16 protein-coding genes are annotated in these 15,667 nt (G+C 67.4%); 6 read left to right on the top strand and 10 right to left on the bottom strand.

The genetic code is table 11. The features are described from left to right. Positions 1 to 6: 6 nt before the first annotated feature. The 4 genes from argF to AAC067_RS07455 all read right to left on the bottom strand — a co-directional run bounded on the left by argF (position 7) and on the right by AAC067_RS07455 (position 3,967). Positions 7 to 924, bottom strand: a complete 918-nt coding sequence (gene argF / locus AAC067_RS07470) for an ornithine carbamoyltransferase (protein ID WP_339931091.1) — start codon at positions 922 to 924, stop codon at positions 7 to 9. A gap of 4 nt (positions 925 to 928) precedes the next feature. Continuing rightward, the gene (locus tag AAC067_RS07465) at positions 929 to 2,104 is read right to left on the bottom strand and encodes an aspartate aminotransferase family protein (protein WP_339931715.1); all 1,176 of its coding nucleotides are present in this window, start codon (positions 2,102 to 2,104) and stop codon (positions 929 to 931) included. A gap of 138 nt (positions 2,105 to 2,242) precedes the next feature. Further along, entirely contained in the window at positions 2,243 to 3,031 is a 789-nt protein-coding gene (locus AAC067_RS07460; protein ID WP_339931089.1) for a hypothetical protein, read from the bottom strand. A 102-nt stretch (positions 3,032 to 3,133) separates the two neighbouring features. Continuing rightward, on the bottom strand, positions 3,134 to 3,967 hold the full coding sequence (locus tag AAC067_RS07455) for an ABC transporter permease (protein ID WP_339931087.1): 834 nt from the start codon (positions 3,965 to 3,967) through the stop codon (positions 3,134 to 3,136). Between the two features lie 212 nt (positions 3,968 to 4,179). Between AAC067_RS07455 and AAC067_RS07450 the strand changes: the two genes are divergently transcribed. Continuing rightward, positions 4,180 to 4,698 (top strand): GcrA family cell cycle regulator, encoded by a 519-nt coding sequence (locus AAC067_RS07450; RefSeq protein WP_339931085.1) that lies wholly within the window; start codon positions 4,180 to 4,182, stop codon positions 4,696 to 4,698. Between the two features lie 189 nt (positions 4,699 to 4,887). Here the strand turns inward: AAC067_RS07450 and apaG are convergent, their stop codons facing one another. Then, positions 4,888 to 5,295: a Co2+/Mg2+ efflux protein ApaG gene (gene apaG, locus AAC067_RS07445; RefSeq protein WP_339931083.1), complete on the bottom strand. Its 408-nt coding sequence runs from the start codon at positions 5,293 to 5,295 to the stop codon at positions 4,888 to 4,890. Between the two features lie 80 nt (positions 5,296 to 5,375). On the opposite strand from apaG, the gene AAC067_RS07440 reads away from it, so the two are divergent. Further along, the gene (locus tag AAC067_RS07440; protein WP_339931081.1) at positions 5,376 to 6,404 is read left to right on the top strand and encodes a 2'-deoxycytidine 5'-triphosphate deaminase; all 1,029 of its coding nucleotides are present in this window, start codon (positions 5,376 to 5,378) and stop codon (positions 6,402 to 6,404) included. A 63-nt stretch (positions 6,405 to 6,467) separates the two neighbouring features. Continuing rightward, the gene (locus tag AAC067_RS07435) at positions 6,468 to 7,379 is read left to right on the top strand and encodes a DMT family transporter (protein WP_339931079.1); all 912 of its coding nucleotides are present in this window, start codon (positions 6,468 to 6,470) and stop codon (positions 7,377 to 7,379) included. Positions 7,380 to 7,388: 9 nt separating this feature from the next. On the opposite strand, the gene AAC067_RS07430 is transcribed toward AAC067_RS07435, so the two are convergent. After that, positions 7,389 to 8,654: an MFS transporter gene (locus tag AAC067_RS07430; protein ID WP_339931077.1), complete on the bottom strand. Its 1,266-nt coding sequence runs from the start codon at positions 8,652 to 8,654 to the stop codon at positions 7,389 to 7,391. Next, on the bottom strand, positions 8,638 to 9,108 hold the full coding sequence (locus AAC067_RS07425) for a cupin domain-containing protein (RefSeq protein WP_339931075.1): 471 nt from the start codon (positions 9,106 to 9,108) through the stop codon (positions 8,638 to 8,640). Before AAC067_RS07425 ends, AAC067_RS07430 begins: the two co-directional genes overlap by 17 nt. Positions 9,109 to 9,158: 50 nt before the next feature. Between AAC067_RS07425 and dapE the strand changes: the two genes are divergently transcribed. After that, a complete protein-coding gene (gene dapE, locus AAC067_RS07420) occupies positions 9,159 to 10,322 on the top strand; it encodes a succinyl-diaminopimelate desuccinylase (protein ID WP_339931073.1) in 1,164 nt (387 codons plus the stop codon). Here the strand turns inward: dapE and AAC067_RS07415 are convergent. Beyond that, positions 10,280 to 11,638 (bottom strand): amidohydrolase, encoded by a 1,359-nt coding sequence (locus tag AAC067_RS07415; protein ID WP_339931071.1) that lies wholly within the window; start codon positions 11,636 to 11,638, stop codon positions 10,280 to 10,282. The genes dapE and AAC067_RS07415 overlap by 43 nt on opposite strands. A gap of 233 nt (positions 11,639 to 11,871) precedes the next feature. Here AAC067_RS07415 and AAC067_RS07410 point away from each other — a divergent pair, with 233 nt between their 5' ends. Further along, entirely contained in the window at positions 11,872 to 13,203 is a 1,332-nt protein-coding gene (locus AAC067_RS07410; RefSeq protein WP_339931069.1) for an MFS transporter, read from the top strand. A 40-nt stretch (positions 13,204 to 13,243) separates the two neighbouring features. Next, complete coding sequence (locus AAC067_RS07405) at positions 13,244 to 13,681, top strand: SRPBCC domain-containing protein (RefSeq protein ID WP_339931067.1); 438 nt, start codon at positions 13,244 to 13,246, stop codon at positions 13,679 to 13,681. 19 nt (positions 13,682 to 13,700) lie between these two features. On the opposite strand, the gene AAC067_RS07400 is transcribed toward AAC067_RS07405, so the two are convergent. Beyond that, on the bottom strand, positions 13,701 to 14,672 hold the full coding sequence (locus tag AAC067_RS07400; protein ID WP_339931065.1) for a type II secretion system F family protein: 972 nt from the start codon (positions 14,670 to 14,672) through the stop codon (positions 13,701 to 13,703). A 16-nt stretch (positions 14,673 to 14,688) separates the two neighbouring features. Continuing rightward, positions 14,689 to 15,663, bottom strand: a complete 975-nt coding sequence (locus AAC067_RS07395) for a type II secretion system F family protein (protein ID WP_339931063.1) — start codon at positions 15,661 to 15,663, stop codon at positions 14,689 to 14,691. Positions 15,664 to 15,667: the final 4 nt, after the last annotated feature.

Below are 15,667 nucleotides of genomic sequence, written 5' to 3'. Positions count from 1 at the left end.
CGCGGATCAATCGCCCGCCAGGCACCAGGCCAGAACCGCCTTCTGGGCGTGGATGCGATTTTCGGCCTCGTCCCAGACCAGCGACTGCGGACCGTCGATCACCGCATCGGTGACCTCCTCGCCGCGGTGGGCCGGCAGGCAGTGCAGGAAGACGGCGTCAGGGGCGGCCGTGGCCATCAGGGCTTCGTCGACCGTATAGGCCTCGAACGCCGCCAGCCGGTCCTCATAGTCGCCGTCGCCCATCGACACCCAGGTGTCGGTGATCACCACATCGGCCCCGGCCACTGCCTCGCGCGGATCACTGGTCAGGGCGACGTGATCGCCACCCCGGGCCAGGTCGCGCAGGTCGGGATGATAGTCAGCCGGGCAGGCGACGTTGAATTTGAAACCGAACTTCGGGGCCGCATGCATGAAGCTGTGGCAGACGTTGTTGCCGTCCCCGACCCAGGCCAGCGTCTTGCCGGCGATCGGTCCGCGCTGTTCCTCGATGGTCTGCAGGTCGGCCAGGATCTGGCACGGGTGGCTGCGGTCGGTCAGACCGTTGATCACCGGCACGGTGGCGACGCGGGCGAACCGTTCGACATCGTCATGGCTGTTGGCGCGGATCATCACGGCATCGACCATGCGCGACAGCACCCGGGCCGTATCCTCGACCGGCTCGCCACGGCCGAGCTGCATGTCCCCGGCATTGGCGATGATCGAAGCGCCGCCCAACTGGCGGATCGCGGCGTCGAAGCTGAAGCGGGTGCGGGTCGAATTTTTCTCGAAGATCATCGCCAGCACATGGTCGGCCGCCGGCGCATCGGCGTCGACCCGCCCCTTGGGCCAGCCCTTGCGGGCGGCCTTGCGGGCGTGGGCGTCATCGAGGATGCCGCGCAGGTCTTCAGCCGACAGCCGATGGATATCGAGAAAGTGGCGCACCATCGCCCTAGCCCGCCAGCTTGCCGCGCGCGAATTCGCAGGTCTTCTCGAAGCGGGCGATCGCCTCGGCCGCATCGTCGCGGGTCAGGATCAGCGGCGGCAGCAGGCGCACGCAGTTGTCACCGCCCCCGGCGACCAGCAGCTGGTTTTCGTCGCGGGCCCAGGCCATGAATTCGCGGTTGTTCGGAATCATCTTGATGCCGATCAGCAGGCCCTTGCCACGCACATCGGCGATGACGTCGGGAAAGCGCTGCTGCAGGCCGTGCAGCTGCTGCTTCAGATAGCCGGCGATCTCGTTGACGTTGGCCAGGGTCTCGGCCTTGGAGATTTCGTCGAAGGCGGCAATGCCGACGGCCATGGCCAGCGGGTTGCCGCCGAAGGTCGAGCCGTGCACGCCGACGGTCATGCCCTTGGCTGCCTCGGCCGTGGCCAGACAGGCTCCGACCGGGAAGCCGCCGCCCAGGGCCTTGGCGATGGCCATGATGTCCGGGGTCATACCGGCCCATTCGTGGGCCCACAGCTTGCCCGTCCGGCCCATGCCGCACTGGACCTCGTCGAAGATGATCAGCACGCCGTTGGCGTCGGCCATCTCGCGCATCCAGCGCAGGTCCTCCTCGGGGATGGCGCGCGCGCCGCCCTCGCCCTGGACCGGCTCGATGATGACGGCGGCCGTGGTCGGGTTCTTGAAGGCCGCTTCCAGCGCTTCGCGGTCACCCCAGACCAGCTGGCTGTAGCCCGGCAGGCGCGGGCCGAAACCCTCGACATAGGACGGGTTACCGGCGGCGTTGATGGCGCCGTAGGTGCGCCCGTGGAACGAGCCGTCGAAGCCGTAGATCTCGATCCGCTCGGGCTGGCCGTTGGCCGAATGATATTTGCGCGCGGTCTTCAGGGCGCACTCGACCGACTCCGAGCCGGAGTTGGTGAAGAAGACCACGTCGGCGAAGCTGTTGTCGCACAGCCGGTCGGCCAGGGCCTCCTGGCCCGGGATCTTGAAGATGTTGGAGACGTGCCAGATCTTTTCGGCCTGGTCCTTCAGGGCCTGGACCAGCTTGGGATGGGCATGGCCCAGTGCATTGGTCGAGATGCCGGAGACGCAGTCCAGGTAGACAGTGCCGTCCGCCGCATACAGCCGGGCCCCCTCGCCGCGCTCGACCTCGACCGGAGCACGATTATAGACACCCATGAGATGGCTGGACACGGTTGGACCTCCAAAAGAGAGACGGCCCCGCCGCAGGATGCGCCGGGACCGCTGAAAAAAGGGTCTCTCCTTGTCGACCCGGCACCGGGGTTAGTCAACACCGGCCCCGGCGGGAAAACGGCATCAGGACGACGTCGGCACGGGTCCCCGCCCGGCTCGACCGGCCAGCGTTGTCAGCGCGTAGAGGATGGCGAAGGCCAGCACCATCTCGGCCAGTTCCTCGAACACCTCGTGCTGCAGCAGCACCCCGGCCGACGCCAACAGGCTATAGACCCAGGGGTTGGTGTAGAGGTCCTGAAGAAACAGCACCGGACTGGGCAGGCTCGGTCCCCGCAACGCGAACCATGCGGCCGGGGGCAATAGGATCAGGGCGAAACCGAGCCCCTGGTAGATCAGGTCATAGAGGCGTGGCGACACCAGGTTATGCAGGTTGGATTCGCCCTGCAGATTGACCGCGGCCAGGTCCGCAGGGGTCTGGAACCCGAACAGGTGCTGGCCCCAGCTCATTTCCTCGCCGATCATCGCCGCGAAACAGACGATCATCACCACCACGAGAACGCGCCAGAGACCGGCCGAGGCGGCTCCGTACAATCGCGACGCCCGGGCAAACATCCAGCCACAGACGACGATCGCCAGCCCGTAAAACAGGACGGTCAGATTCTCGACAATGCCGCCGTCGAACGTCTCCGCGCCGAAGATCCACGCGTCTTGGTCACCGGTCAGGTGACTCCAGACATTGACCGGGACCAGAAAGCCCCAGACGGCGATCAGGCCGATCCCCCCGGCCCACGCCAGCCAGCGCGGTTGCGCTGTCGGCCGCCTCTGGCCCCGCGTCAGCCAGAGGAGGCCGACGAATACGGTTGCCGTCGCCAAGGCGAGCACAGCCAGAGCGGCCATGACGGGATTGGACATCTGAATAGCACCGGTGATGGTCTGGGCCCTCAAAGCAGAACCGCGTGAGCTTGAGCGCGCAGAGCTAAAGAACCCCTAACCATCGATGGTGCGCGGCCGGGTTCAGCTCTTCAGCCGCCAGCCCGACTTGAACACCAGCCAGCAGGCCACGGCCAGGGCCAGGGTCAGGACCGCGCTGACCGCCACCCCGATGGGCAGGCTGCCGTCGGCACGGCCGATGAAGCCCGCCCGGAATCCATCGATCAGATAGAAGAAGGGATTGAAATGGCTGATGGTCACGAACGGCTCCGGCAGGCGGTCGATCGGATAGAAGGTGCCGCTGAGAAAGGTCATCGGCATGACCACGAAATTCTGCACCGCTGACAGATGGTCGAACTTCTCCGACCACAGGCCGGCCAGAACGCCGATCATGCCCATCAACAGCGACGCGACGATCCCGAACCACAGGATGGCGAACAGATTGGCCATGCCCAGTCTGGCGAACGGCAGCACACAAATGGCGGTGACCACCCCGACCACGATGCCGCGCGTCGCGGCGCCCAGCGAAAAGCCGATGGTCAGTTCCAGCGGACTCAGCGGCGGGGTCAGGAAGTCGGTGGCCGTGCCCATGATCTTGGCCTGGGTCAGGCTGGATGCCGCATTGGCAAAGGCATTGTTGAGGATGGCCATCATGATCAGGCCCGGGGCCACGAACTCGGCGAAGGTCGTACCGTGCAACGGGGGGCGTGCATCCTTCAGCGCCACCACGAACACCAGCATATAGAGCAGGGTCGTCACCACCGGGGCGGCCACGGTCTGCCCGCCCACCTTCCAGAAGCGTCGCACTTCGCGGAAATACAGGGTCCGCATCCCGACCCAGTTGACGCCGTTGAAGCGGCGGGGCTGCGGCAGGCCGGACGGGCGGCCCAGCGCATTCATGGACGAAAGATCAGTCATCCCCGCCAGATGCCCCCGGCGAGGCCCCGGCGCAAGGCGGGGCGGTCCACAGGGCGTTTCACATACCGACGATTCAACATGTGGTTTCTGTGGACACACTGATTCGCAGATATTGCGTCTGTTAACGTCTCGTTTACAAGTAGTGGTAGGTGCTGGCCCCAAAACGGAGCCGACACACTAGATATTGATCTGATTACCCCGGGGAGGGTGGCATGACCGCAGGCTGGACCGAAGACCGCGTAGGCGCGCTGAAGAAGCTCTGGCTCGAGGGCCAGTCAGCCAGCCAGATCGCCAAACAACTGGGTGGCGGCGTCACCCGCAACGCCGTCATCGGCAAGGTGCACCGCCTCGGCCTGTCGGGCCGTGCCGCACCGTCGCAGCCCGCGCGCACCACCTTCCGCGCCGCCCGTCCGCGGCCGGCCGCCCCGGCCCAGCCGTCGGCCCCGCGCCGCATCGAAACGGCCCAGCTGCGCCCGAACGTTCCGGTGCCGCCGACGCCCGAGCGTCCGCCGGAAATGCCCGGCACCGCCACGGTGATGACCCTGGGGGCTCACATGTGCAAATGGCCGATCGGCGATCCGTCGTCGCGCGAGTTCAGTTTCTGCGGCCGCCGCGCCTCGGAAGGCGTCTATTGCATCGAGCACGCCCGGGTCGCCTACCAGCCCCAGGTTCGCCGCGGCAACAAGGACGGTGCCACCGAACTGGCCCGCAGCCTGCGTCGGTATATCTAATCCCTTTCAGCCACACGGCTGTCATGAACGGCTCGTAGAGAGCCGCCGTCCGCCTCAAGGCCGCATGCGAATGCGGCCTTGAGTGCAGGGGCGGGGCTGCGCTTTTCCGGGTTGACGCAGCCCCTCACCCCGCCCCTTCGAGGCTTGATGCTGGGCCTGCCGTCCGATCGGGCTGCTTAAGGCCGGGGCCTAGTTCAGCACCCGCCGCTCGCCGGGTACGTCCAGGCTGAAGGCGGGAATGGCCGCCTCGAAGGTGCGCCCCTCGGTATCCGTCATCTGGTAGCTGCCCGCCATCGAGCCCGAGGCCGTGCCCAGCGGACAGCCCGAGGTATAGGAATAGCTGTCACCCGGCGGAATGGTCGGCTGTTCCCCGACCACGCCGGGGCCGCGCACATCCTCGATCTGGCCGCGGGCGTCGGTGATGATCCAGTGGCGCGCGATCAGTTGCACCGTCGCCGCGCCGCGGTTCTCGATCTCGACCTGATAGGCCCAGACCCAGCGCCCGGAATCGGGGTCGGACTGGCCCGCCAGATAGGACGGGCGGACCCGGACGATGATCCCGTCGGTCTCGGCTTCATAGGCGTGGGCATCATACATGGCCCCATGGTCCCGCAACCGGGGCCGCCGTCAAGCACCCCGGGGGTTAGACCCGCCGCGAAAACGTGTAATCAGAGCCTATGCAGTTCTCTGAAAACACCCCGCCCGGCATCCTGCCCTGCCAGTCGATCGAGGCCCTGATCGCCGGCGGCGCGATCACCTCGGACACGCCCTTCGACGCCGATCAGGTGCAGCCGGCCAGTCTGGACCTGCGCCTGTCCGACCAGGCCTGGCGCGTGCGCGCCTCCTTCCTGCCCGGCAGCCGCAAGGTCGAGGACCGGATCGCCGACGTGTCGATGCATACAGTCGACCTGTCCGGCGGCTTCGTGCTGGAGAAGGGCTGCGTCTATATCGCCCGCCTGCAGGAGCGGCTGACCCTGCCGAAAGGCCTGATCGCCCGCGCCAACCCCAAGAGCTCGACCGGCCGGGTCGATGTGTTCGTGCGGCTGCTGACCGATTCCGGGGCCCGGTTCGATGATGTCGCCGAGGGCTATGACGGGCCGCTGTATCTGGAGATCGCACCCCAGACCTTTTCCATCCTGGTCCGGCCCGGCACCCGGCTGAACCAGCTGCGCCTCAAGGCCGGCGAACCGCCCAAGCTGGAGACCCGCAGCGTCGGCGTCGATCTGGACGGCACCACCGACGGCATCGTCGGCTTCCGCGGCCGTCGTCACGCCGGCGTCGTCGACCTCGACCATATCGACGGCCACGACCCGCGCGACTTCTGGGAGCCGCTGACCCTGCGCGCCGGCCAGCTGCTGCTGGATCCGGGCGAATTCTACATCCTGGCCTCCAGCGACGACGTCGAGATCCCGGTCGACCAGGCCGCCGAAATGACCCCGATCGATCCGTCGGTCGGCGAGTTCCGGGTCCATTACGCCGGCTTCTTCGACCCCGGCTTCGGTACCGACGAGGCGCATGGCGCGGGCTCCAAGGGCGTGCTGGAAGTGCGCACCCACGACACCCCCTTCCTGCTGGAACACGGCCAGATCGTCGCCCGGCTGGTCTATGAGCCGCTGATCGAACGCCCGACCCGCCTGTATGGCGAGGGCGGCAGCCATTACCAGAGCCAGGGGTTGAAGCTGAGCAAGCATTTCCGGCCCTGGTGAGGGGTGTGACCCGGGGATGATTTCGACCGTGCAACGCCCGTCCGGCCCGCTATATCGGGGCCCATGTCGACGCGCCGCCCCAATCCGTTCCTGACGCAGCCGTTTCTGACGGCCATGCCCTATCTGGCCCTGCTGGGCGGGATGGTGTCGCTGTCGGTCGGGACGTCGTTCGCCAAACATCTGTTCCCGGTCGTCGGGGCCGAGGGAACCTCGACCCTGCGGGTCGGCCTGTCGGCCCTGGCCTTGGTCTGTATCTGGCGACCCTGGCGGTTCCGGCTCAGCCGGGTCGATGCCGGACGGGTGCTGTTGTACGGCCTGGTTCTGGGGTTGATGAACCTGACCTTCTATATTTCCTTGCGGACCATTCCGCTGGGGCCGGCGATCGCCATCGAGTTCGCCGGCCCCCTGACCCTGGCGCTGGTTCATTCCCGGCGCTGGATCCATTTCGTCTGGGTCGCCTGCGCCGTGGTCGGCCTCGGCCTGCTGCTGCCACTGCGCGGCGGCATCCATGCGCTGGACCCGGTCGGCGTCGCCTTCGCGGCCGCGGCGGGCCTGTTCTGGGCGCTGTACATCATCTTCGGCAAACGGCTTTCGCACATGCACGCCGGACAGTCGGTGGCGTTGGGCATGAGCACCGCCGCCGTGGTCATCCTGCCGTTCGGTGTCATCAGCGCGGGCCCTGCCCTGCTGGCCCCGTCGGTCCTGCTGCTGGGGCTGGGCGTGGCCCTGGTCTCCAGCGCCCTGCCCTATTCGCTGGAGATGATCGCCCTGCGCCACATCCCCAAGCGGACCTTCGGCGTCCTACTGTCGGCCGAGCCGGCCATCGGCGCGGTCGCCGGCCTGTTCCTGCTGCATGAGATGCTCAGCGGCCTGCAGTGGCTGGCCATCGGTTGTATTGTCGTGGCCTCCATCGGGGCGATCCTGACGACTGACTCCAGGGCCGTCCCGACGCTCAGGCCCGGTGCCCCGGCCTAGCCGTCCGCCCTAGCCCAGCCGGTCGGCCTTGCGCAGGCCCGGGAACAGCTTGGCCCAGAGGCCGGTCGCGCCCAGGGCCGCGGCCCCGCCGAACACCGCCGCCCCGATCGGGCCCATCAGCCGGACCATGACGCCGGAATAAGCCTCGCCCAGTTCGTTGGAAGCCCCGATGAACAGCATCGACACCGACGAGACTCGGCCGCGCATGTGATCGGGGGTGGCGATCTGGATCAGGGTCTGGCGGATGTTGACGCTGATCATGTCGGCGGCCCCGCCGATGAACAGCACCAGGGCGCTGAGCCAGGCGACCTTCGACAGGCCGAAAATCAGCGTGCACAGGCCGAACACGGCCACCGCCCCGAACATCCACACGCCGCCGCGCCGCAGGATCGGATACCGCCCCAGATACAGGGCCATGACCAGGGCCCCGACCCCGAACGACGCCCGCAGCAGGCCGAAGCCCTCGGGGCCGATCATCAATATGTCGCGCGCGAACACGGGGGTCAGCAGCGCCACCCCGGCCAGCAGCACCACGATCAGGTCCAGCGAGATCGCGCCCAGCACGATGCGCGTCGACCAGACGTATTTCAGCCCCTCCTTGACCGCGGCCCAGCGCCGGATCAATCCGGGCAGCCGTACCGGCCGGCCACTGGTGCGGATCAGCAGCATGGCTGCCAGCCCGACCCCGAACATGCCCAGCGACACGCCATAGGCCAGCGGCGTCGAGACGCCGACGATGACACCGCCGAGCGCCGGGCCGGCAATGGCCCCGGCCTGGAAGGCCAGCGACTGGGCCACGATAGCCTTGGGCAGGGCCTTCATCCCCACCACCATCGGCAGGAAGGCTTGGCTGGCCGGGGCCAAGAAGGCGCGCGCCGCCCCGAACACACCTGCCACGACCAGCAGCCCCCACAGCGGGGGCGACCCGTGGATAGCCATGGCCAGGAAGGCGACGGCGCAGGCACCCTCGACCGTGATCGAGGCGACCACGGTCATGCGTCGATCGCGACGGTCGGCCATCTCACCGGCCGGCAGGGTCAGGGCCAGCATCGGCAGGAACTGCACCAGACCGACCAGACCCAGATACAGGCTGGCCTGTTCGATCGGATGGTCGCGCCGGGCGATCTCATAGACCTGCCACAACAGGGCCGAGGACTGGACCTGGATACCGAACACGGCGGCCAGTCGCCCCAGCCACAGCAGGCGGAAGTCGCGCAGCTTCCACGGATCGCTGCCGGACGCCCCCGGCGGGGCCGGCTCAGCTGCGTCGGTCATGTTTGGGATAGGGGGTTCCGTCGCGATGGAAATAGCCGCCGGGGCGGAACACCATGTCGATGTCGCTATAGACGCCCGAGTCGCCCCCCGGCATGCGCGAGCCCACCTCCAGCAGCACGGCCTCGGTGTCCGAGCGGTTCTGCAGCACGTGACCGTTGGCCACCCCGGCCTTCCAGCCGGCGCAATTGCCCGCCGTCAGCACCGTCTCGCCGTCATCCTCGATCAGCACCACTTCACCGGACAGGATCCAGACGAATTCATCCTCGGTCTCGTGCCAATGGCGCTGGCTCGACCAGGCCCCGGCCGGCAGGCGCAGCAGATTGACCCCGAATTGGTCCAGCCCGACCGCGTCACCCAAGCGCTGCCGGCGTCGCGGCTTGCATGGCCCGGCGAATTCCTCGGGGTAGGTGGTGCCGTTCACCGTCGGTGCGGCGTCGATATCGATCTTCGGCATGTCGGGTCACCCCTTCTCGCGCTGGTCCGTTGTCCCTAAAGCATAGGACCATGAGCGACGCACCCCCTGCCCTGATCGATCCCGTCGAACTGACCCGCGACCTGATCCGCCGACCGTCGGTGACGCCGGTCGACGCCGGGACCATGGACATGATCGAGTCCCTGCTGACCGGCCTCGGCTTTCACTGCCGCCGCATGCCTTTTGAGGGTGTCGAGAACCTGTACGCCCGGCGCGGCTCCGCCTCGCCCAACCTGTGTTTCGCCGGCCATACCGATGTGGTGCCGACCGGTACGGCCGCCGCCTGGACCGCCGCCCCGTTCGACGCCGAGGTCCACGATGGCATCCTGTACGGTCGCGGGGCCGTCGACATGAAGGGCGGCATCGCTGCCTGGATCGCCGCCGTGTCGCGCCTGCTGGCCCAAGGTGAGCCGGCAGGCTCGCTGTCCTTCCTGATCACCGGCGACGAAGAGGGCCCGGCCCTGCACGGCACCAAACGGGTGGTCCAGACCCTGATGGCCGAGGGCGAGACCATCGACGCCTGCGTTGTCGGCGAGCCGTCGTCGTCCATGCATCTGGGCGACATGATCAAGATCGGCCGGCGCGGCTCGCTGAACAGCTGGATCACCGTCCACGGCAAACAGGGCCACGTCGCCTATCCCGAACGCGCCGCCAATCCGGCCCCCGTACTGGCCAGACTGCTGACCAGGCTGAACGATCACGTGCTGGACGAGGGCTATCCCGAATTCTCGCCGTCGAACCTCGAGATCACCACCATCAGCATAGACAATGACGCCAGCAACGTCATTCCGGCGGAGGCGAAGGCGCGACTCAATATCCGCTTCAACCCGACCCATACCGGCGATGAGCTGATCGCCTGGCTCAACATCCAGGCGGGGCTGGCCCAGGTCGCTTCGGGCCAGCGGATCGAGCTGGAGCATCTGTGCTCGGGCAATGCCTTCCTGACCGAGCCCGGCCCCTTCATCAACGCGGTCCAGGATGCAGTCGAGGCGGTCTGCGGTCATCGCCCCGAGGCCTCGACCGTCGGCGGCACCTCCGACGCCCGCTTCATCCGCGCCCTGTGCCCGGTGCTGGAACTGGGTCTGGTCGGCCAGACCATGCACCAGATCGACGAACGGGTGCCGGTGGCCGAGATCGAGGCCCTGACCGAGGTCTACCAGCGCGTCATCACCACCGTGTTCGAACGGCTCGGCTGACGCTCAAGGAACCGCAGTGCCGTCAGCACATGGGCGCGGACGCCGACGGACAACACCTTCTCATTGACGTCGAACTGCGGCGAATGGTTCGGGGCCGAGGTGGCCGGGTCGACTCCGTCGGGGCTGGCGCCCAGATGCCAGAACACGCCCGGGATCTCGTGCTGGAAATAGCTGAAATCCTCGGCCACCGTGGTCGGCGGGCTGGCCGGATTGACCTGGCCCTCGCCGGCCGCCTCGACCAGCACCGGCGCGATCCAGGCCGACAGGTCCGGGTCGTTGTAGACTAGGGCCGCGTTCTGTTTCACCGCGAACTCGGCCGTCGCCCCATAGGCCTCGGCGACATGGCCGACCGCCGCCGAAGCCCGGGCCACAAGGGCGTCGCGCTGGGCGATGTTGAAGGTCCGAAGTGTCCCTGACAGCACCGCCTCGTCGGGAATGATGTTGTAGCGCACCCCGGCGTTGATGGTGGCGATGGTCAGGACGGTCGGGGTGGTGGTCGGGTCGACGGTGCGGGCCGTCAAGGTGTTCAGCGTCTCGACCACCTGACCGGCCACGGCGATCACATCGATACCCCGCCACGGCCAGGCCCCGTGCGTCTGCTTGCCGTGCAGGCTGATGTCGATCCGGTCCGAGGCGGCCATGAAGCCCTCGGGCTTGTAGAAGATCGTGCCCGGTCGGCCCGGCACCACATGCAGGCCGAAGATGGCCTCAGGCTTCGGGTCGGCCAGGGCCCCCTCGGCGATCATCAGGGCAGCCCCGCCCATCGGCTCGCCCGGAGGCGCGCCCTCCTCGGCCGGCTGGAAGATGAACACCACTGTGCCGGCGATCTGGGCCTTCATCCCGGCCAGCACCTCGGCCGCCCCCATCAGCATGGCCATATGAGCGTCGTGGCCGCAGGCGTGGGCGACGGGCACGGTCTGGCCCATATACTGGCCGGTGTCGGTCGAGGCGAAGGCCAGACCCGTGGCCTCCAGCACCGGCAGGGCGTCCATGTCGGCACGCAGCGCCACCGTATGGCCCGGCCGCGCACCCCTGAGGATGCCGACCACGCCGGTGCGCCCGACCCCGGTGCGCACCTCCAGCCCCAGTGATTCCAGATGGGCGGCGATGACCGCGGCGGTGCGGGTCTCGGCGAAGCCCAGCTCGGGATGGCGGTGGAAGTCGCGACGCCAGTCCACCACCTCGGGCAGGACCGCCTCGACCGCGGCAGCCACGGCGGCGCGTTCGACCACCGGATCGACGGCTTGGGCCTGAGCGGCTCCGGCGGACAGGACCAACGCGAGCGCGGTCCCGGTGATCAGCTGATGGATGGACATCGATATCTCCCGGTTCGCGGCGATGATGGGCCGCACGCGATCCCTTGTGCAAGGCGCGCCGAACACCGATCTTGACCCGATGGCCGTCGTCCCCAGGGGAACCCTATGCTGAAGACTCCGCTTCGGTTTGATCTGAAGACCGGCGAGGACCGGGAGATGACGTCGGCCATGGTTCACGCGCTTTGTTTTGACAGCCGCCCGAGCCCGTCGACCGTCGGCGACAGCGCCGTGGGATGAGTGTCCCCGCCGCCTCCACGCGTCTGAGCGCCCGCTCCCCGGCCTTCATGATCCTGTTCGCCGTCAGCCTGGTCGCGGCGGCCGGCAATATGGGCTTGCAGTCGGTGCTGCCCGCCATCGGCCGCGAGTTCGGCCTGGCCGACACCCTGGTCGCCGCCGCCTTCGCCATCTCGGCCCTGATGTGGACTCTGTTCTCGCCCTTCTGGGCCCGGCTGTCGGACAGTCTGGGCCGCAAGCGGGTTATCATGATCGGCCTCGGCGGCTTCGCCGTCTCCATGGCCGGTTTTGGTCTGGCCGCGACCTCGGGGATCGAGGGCTGGCTCGGCGTCGGCGTGGCCTTCGTGCTGATGGCCTTGGCGCGAACCGTCTATGGCGTGTTCGGCTCGGCCGCGCCGATCGCCTCCCAGGCCTATGTCGCCGACCGGACCGGACCCGAAGACCGCACCCAGGCCATGTCGCTGCTGGCCTCGGCCCAGGGTCTGGGCACGGTCGCCGGGCCGGTTCTGGCCCCCTTCTTCGTCCTGCCCCTGATCGGCCTGGCCGGGCCCATGTATGCCTTTGCCGCCCTCGGGGCCGCGGTGCTGATCCTTGTCTGGCGCAAGCTGCCCAGCGGCGAGGTGGTGCGCATCCCGTCGCCCAGCGGCCAGCCCCGGCACACAGCCGGTCGCGGTCTGTGGAAGGACCGTCGGGTCCGCGACTTCCTGATCTACGGTCTTCTGGTCACCGGCACCCAGGCGGTCAACATCTCGGTGCTAGGCTTCCACGTCATCGACGAGATGGCCCGGACCGGGGCCAGCATCAGCGCCGCCCAGCCCTTCATCGGTCTCGCCATGTTCGCCGGGGCGCTGGGTACCCTGATGGTGCAGTGGGGCCTGATCCCGCTGCTGAAGCTGCAGCCGCACGCCCTGATGCGCTGGGGAGCGGCCATCGCCCTGCTCGGCAACCTGCTCAGCGTCGCAGCGCCCGGCTATTTCGGCGCGATGGTCGGCTATGCGGTGATCTCGATGGGGATCGGTTTTGCCCGGCCCGGCTTCACCGCCGGATCGTCCCTGGCGGTCGATGCGCATGAGCAGGGGTCCGTCGCCGGTCTGATGATGTCGGTCGCCGGTCTCAGCTTCCTCGGCCCGCCGGTGATCGGAGTCGCCCTCTACCAGCTGGCGATACCCGCCCCGTTCCTGGCCAACAGCCTGCTGCTGGCGTTCGCCTTCATCATCTGTTTCACCAGCCCGCAGCTGCGCCGCATGACGCTGGCCTCGACCGGGCGTGCCGACGCCCCCTCGTCCGCGACTCCGCCGGCCTCGCAACCGGGTCCGGAAGGCAACCGCTGAGCATCTTCCTTCCGCAACGGAGCCGTGCGAAACCCCGCCCATGGAGACTACCAAGATCGAGAAACGCGTCGGAGTCCAGGCCAGCAGCGAGCGGCTTTGGGACGTTCTGTCGGACCTGCCAGGCTGGAATCGCTGGAATCCGGTAGAGACCGGCCTGGAGGGTGCCATCGCCTTCGGCGGCCAGCTCAGCCTGACCGAGTCCGTGCCCGGTCTGATCGAGCGGCCGACCATCGTGCGCATCGCCGACTGGCAGCCCTATGCGCAGCTGATCTGGGCCGAGAAACGCGGCTGGGCCTTCAATGTGATCCGCTATTTCGAGATTGAGGAGCTGGTGCCCGGCAGCTGTATCGTCGCCAACGGCTTCATCTTCACCGGCCTGCGCGGCGAACTGTTCCACGACAAGCACCGCAAGACCCTGCGCGCGGCCTGCGATGCGGTGGCCGAGGGCCTGCGCCGCGAGGCCCTGGCCGGCAACTGATCGCCGACCAACCGCCTGCCTAGCCGCCCTTGGCCATCGTGTCCTGGATGTTGATGATCGCCGGGGTCAGGATGACGATGAACAGCACCGGCAGGAAGAACAGGATCATCGGCACCGTCAACTTGGCCGGCAGGGCCGCGGCCTTCTTCTCGGCCGCCGACAGGCGCAGGTCGCGGTTTTCCTTGGCCATGGTGCGCAGGGCCGTGCCCAGCGGCGTGCCGTAGGTTTCAGCCTGGGTCATGGCCGTTGCCACCGAACGGACACCCGGGTGGTTGGTGCGTTTGGCGAGGCCCTCATAGGCCATGCGCCGGTCGGGCAGATAGCTCAGCTCGGCCGACAGCAGGGTCAGCTCCTCGGCCAGATCGATCGACGAGCCACCAATTTCCTGGCTGACCTTCTGGATCGCGGCCTCGATCGACATACCGGCCTCGACGCAGATCAGCAGCAGGTCCAGCGCGTCCGGAAAGGCCTGCATGATCGAGGTGCGACGCTGCGAGATCCGGTTCGAGATATACATGTTTGGCGCATAGAAACCGGCCAGGGCCGAGGCCATCACCGCGGTCACCCGCGTCATCGTCGGCAGGCCGAAATCATTGAACACGAACAGATAGAAGGCCGTGAAGGCCATGAAGGCGAACGGCATGGAGAAGCGGAAGAAATAGAAGGTCGTCAACGGTTTCGGACCGCGATATCCGGCCTGGGCCATCTGTTCGGCGACCTTGGGGTCCTCGATCAATTTGCTCAGGTTCAGCCGGTCGACGACGCGCTTCTTGAAGCCCTCGTCGGTGTGGCGCAGGCCACCGGGCCCGCTGGCCATGGCCTGGCGCGACCGGCGCTTCAGCTCGTCGCGACGCAGGGCGACGGCCTTCATCCGGCTTTCCAGCTTGACCTCGCCCCCCATCGAACCCAGCAGGCTGACCAGGGTCGCGAACACCGCGATGGCCACACCCAGACTCAGCAGGTTCCGCGGGTCGGTGAAAAACGCGATCATGTCGAGGACCTGCCCATCAGAATTTGAACGCGATCATCTTCTTCATCACGAAGATGCCGAAGCCCATCATCGAGGCGGCCACGAACAGCATGAACTGGCCGCGCGGGTCGGTGAACAGCACCATCATGTAGGCGGGGGTGGTCATGGTCACCAGGATCATCACTGCGGGCGGCAGCGAGCCGATGATGCCGGCCGACGCGGTCGCTTCCGACGACAGGGCCTTGATCTTCTCGCCCATCATCCGCCGGGCCCGCAGAACCGCCGACAGATTGGACAGGGCCTCGGCCAGGTTGCCGCCGGTCTTCTGCTGGATCGAGATGACGATGGAAAAGAATTTCAGCTCGGGGGTCGGCATCCGCTCGTACATCTTGTCCAGCGCCTGCGGCAGGGTCAGGCCGACGCCCATACCCTCGACCAGATGCTGGAATTCCGGGCCCAGCGGCGCCGGGCTCTCGCGGCCGATGATCTTGAAACAGTCGTGAACCGGCAGGCCGGACTTGATGCCGCGCACGATGACGTCGACGGCATTGGCGAACTCGGACGAAAATTTCTTCATCCGCCGCTTGCCGAGAAAGCCGACCACCCAGCGCGGCAGGCCCAGACCCAGGACAATTCCGGCTCCCAGGGCCAGCAGCAGGTTGGAAGTAAACAGCAGAACCAGCAGCAGGGCGCTGATCCCGAGACCACCGCTGACGATCCAGAAGGTACGGATGCTCATGGCCAGCCCGGCGTGTTTCAGCTTGGCGGCCATGGTCATGCGGGCCTTGCGCTCCTTGCGCTCGACGTCCTGCAACTGCGTCATGATCTGTTTGCGGCGAGCTTCGGGCGTGTTGACTGCGGTCGCGGCCTTGCGGGCATTGGCTGCCTTGGGTCCGCCGAAGCCTTGCGCACGCTTGACGGCCTCGCCGCTGGAATCGTCACCACCGACGAAGGCCCAACCGAGTCCGCCGATGGTGATGAAGGCCAGGACAGCAGCGAGGATCGGCAGCATCCGC

Source organism: uncultured Brevundimonas sp. (assembly GCF_963977465.1).
GTDB lineage: Bacteria > Pseudomonadota > Alphaproteobacteria > Caulobacterales > Caulobacteraceae > Brevundimonas.
This window is presented reverse-complemented; position numbering and strand designations above follow the sequence as displayed.

Coding starts and splice junctions, on each gene's coding strand:
- AAC067_RS07405 (WP_339931067.1), top strand. CDS start 13,244: ATGGAGACTACCAAGATCGAGAAACGCGTCGGAGTCCAGGCCAGCAGC.
- AAC067_RS07400 (WP_339931065.1), bottom strand. CDS start 14,672: ATGATCGCGTTTTTCACCGACCCGCGGAACCTGCTGAGTCTGGGTGTG.
- AAC067_RS07415 (WP_339931071.1), bottom strand. CDS start 11,638: ATGTCCATCCATCAGCTGATCACCGGGACCGCGCTCGCGTTGGTCCTG.
- AAC067_RS07410 (WP_339931069.1), top strand. CDS start 11,872: ATGAGTGTCCCCGCCGCCTCCACGCGTCTGAGCGCCCGCTCCCCGGCC.
- AAC067_RS07460 (WP_339931089.1), bottom strand. CDS start 3,031: ATGTCCAATCCCGTCATGGCCGCTCTGGCTGTGCTCGCCTTGGCGACG.
- apaG (WP_339931083.1), bottom strand. CDS start 5,295: ATGTATGATGCCCACGCCTATGAAGCCGAGACCGACGGGATCATCGTC.
- AAC067_RS07440 (WP_339931081.1), top strand. CDS start 5,376: ATGCAGTTCTCTGAAAACACCCCGCCCGGCATCCTGCCCTGCCAGTCG.
- AAC067_RS07465 (WP_339931715.1), bottom strand. CDS start 2,104: ATGGGTGTCTATAATCGTGCTCCGGTCGAGGTCGAGCGCGGCGAGGGG.
- AAC067_RS07435 (WP_339931079.1), top strand. CDS start 6,468: ATGTCGACGCGCCGCCCCAATCCGTTCCTGACGCAGCCGTTTCTGACG.
- argF (WP_339931091.1), bottom strand. CDS start 924: ATGGTGCGCCACTTTCTCGATATCCATCGGCTGTCGGCTGAAGACCTG.
- AAC067_RS07425 (WP_339931075.1), bottom strand. CDS start 9,108: ATGCCGAAGATCGATATCGACGCCGCACCGACGGTGAACGGCACCACC.
- AAC067_RS07455 (WP_339931087.1), bottom strand. CDS start 3,967: ATGACTGATCTTTCGTCCATGAATGCGCTGGGCCGCCCGTCCGGCCTG.
- AAC067_RS07450 (WP_339931085.1), top strand. CDS start 4,180: ATGACCGCAGGCTGGACCGAAGACCGCGTAGGCGCGCTGAAGAAGCTC.
- dapE (WP_339931073.1), top strand. CDS start 9,159: ATGAGCGACGCACCCCCTGCCCTGATCGATCCCGTCGAACTGACCCGC.
- AAC067_RS07430 (WP_339931077.1), bottom strand. CDS start 8,654: ATGACCGACGCAGCTGAGCCGGCCCCGCCGGGGGCGTCCGGCAGCGAT.
- AAC067_RS07395 (WP_339931063.1), bottom strand. CDS start 15,663: ATGCTGCCGATCCTCGCTGCTGTCCTGGCCTTCATCACCATCGGCGGA.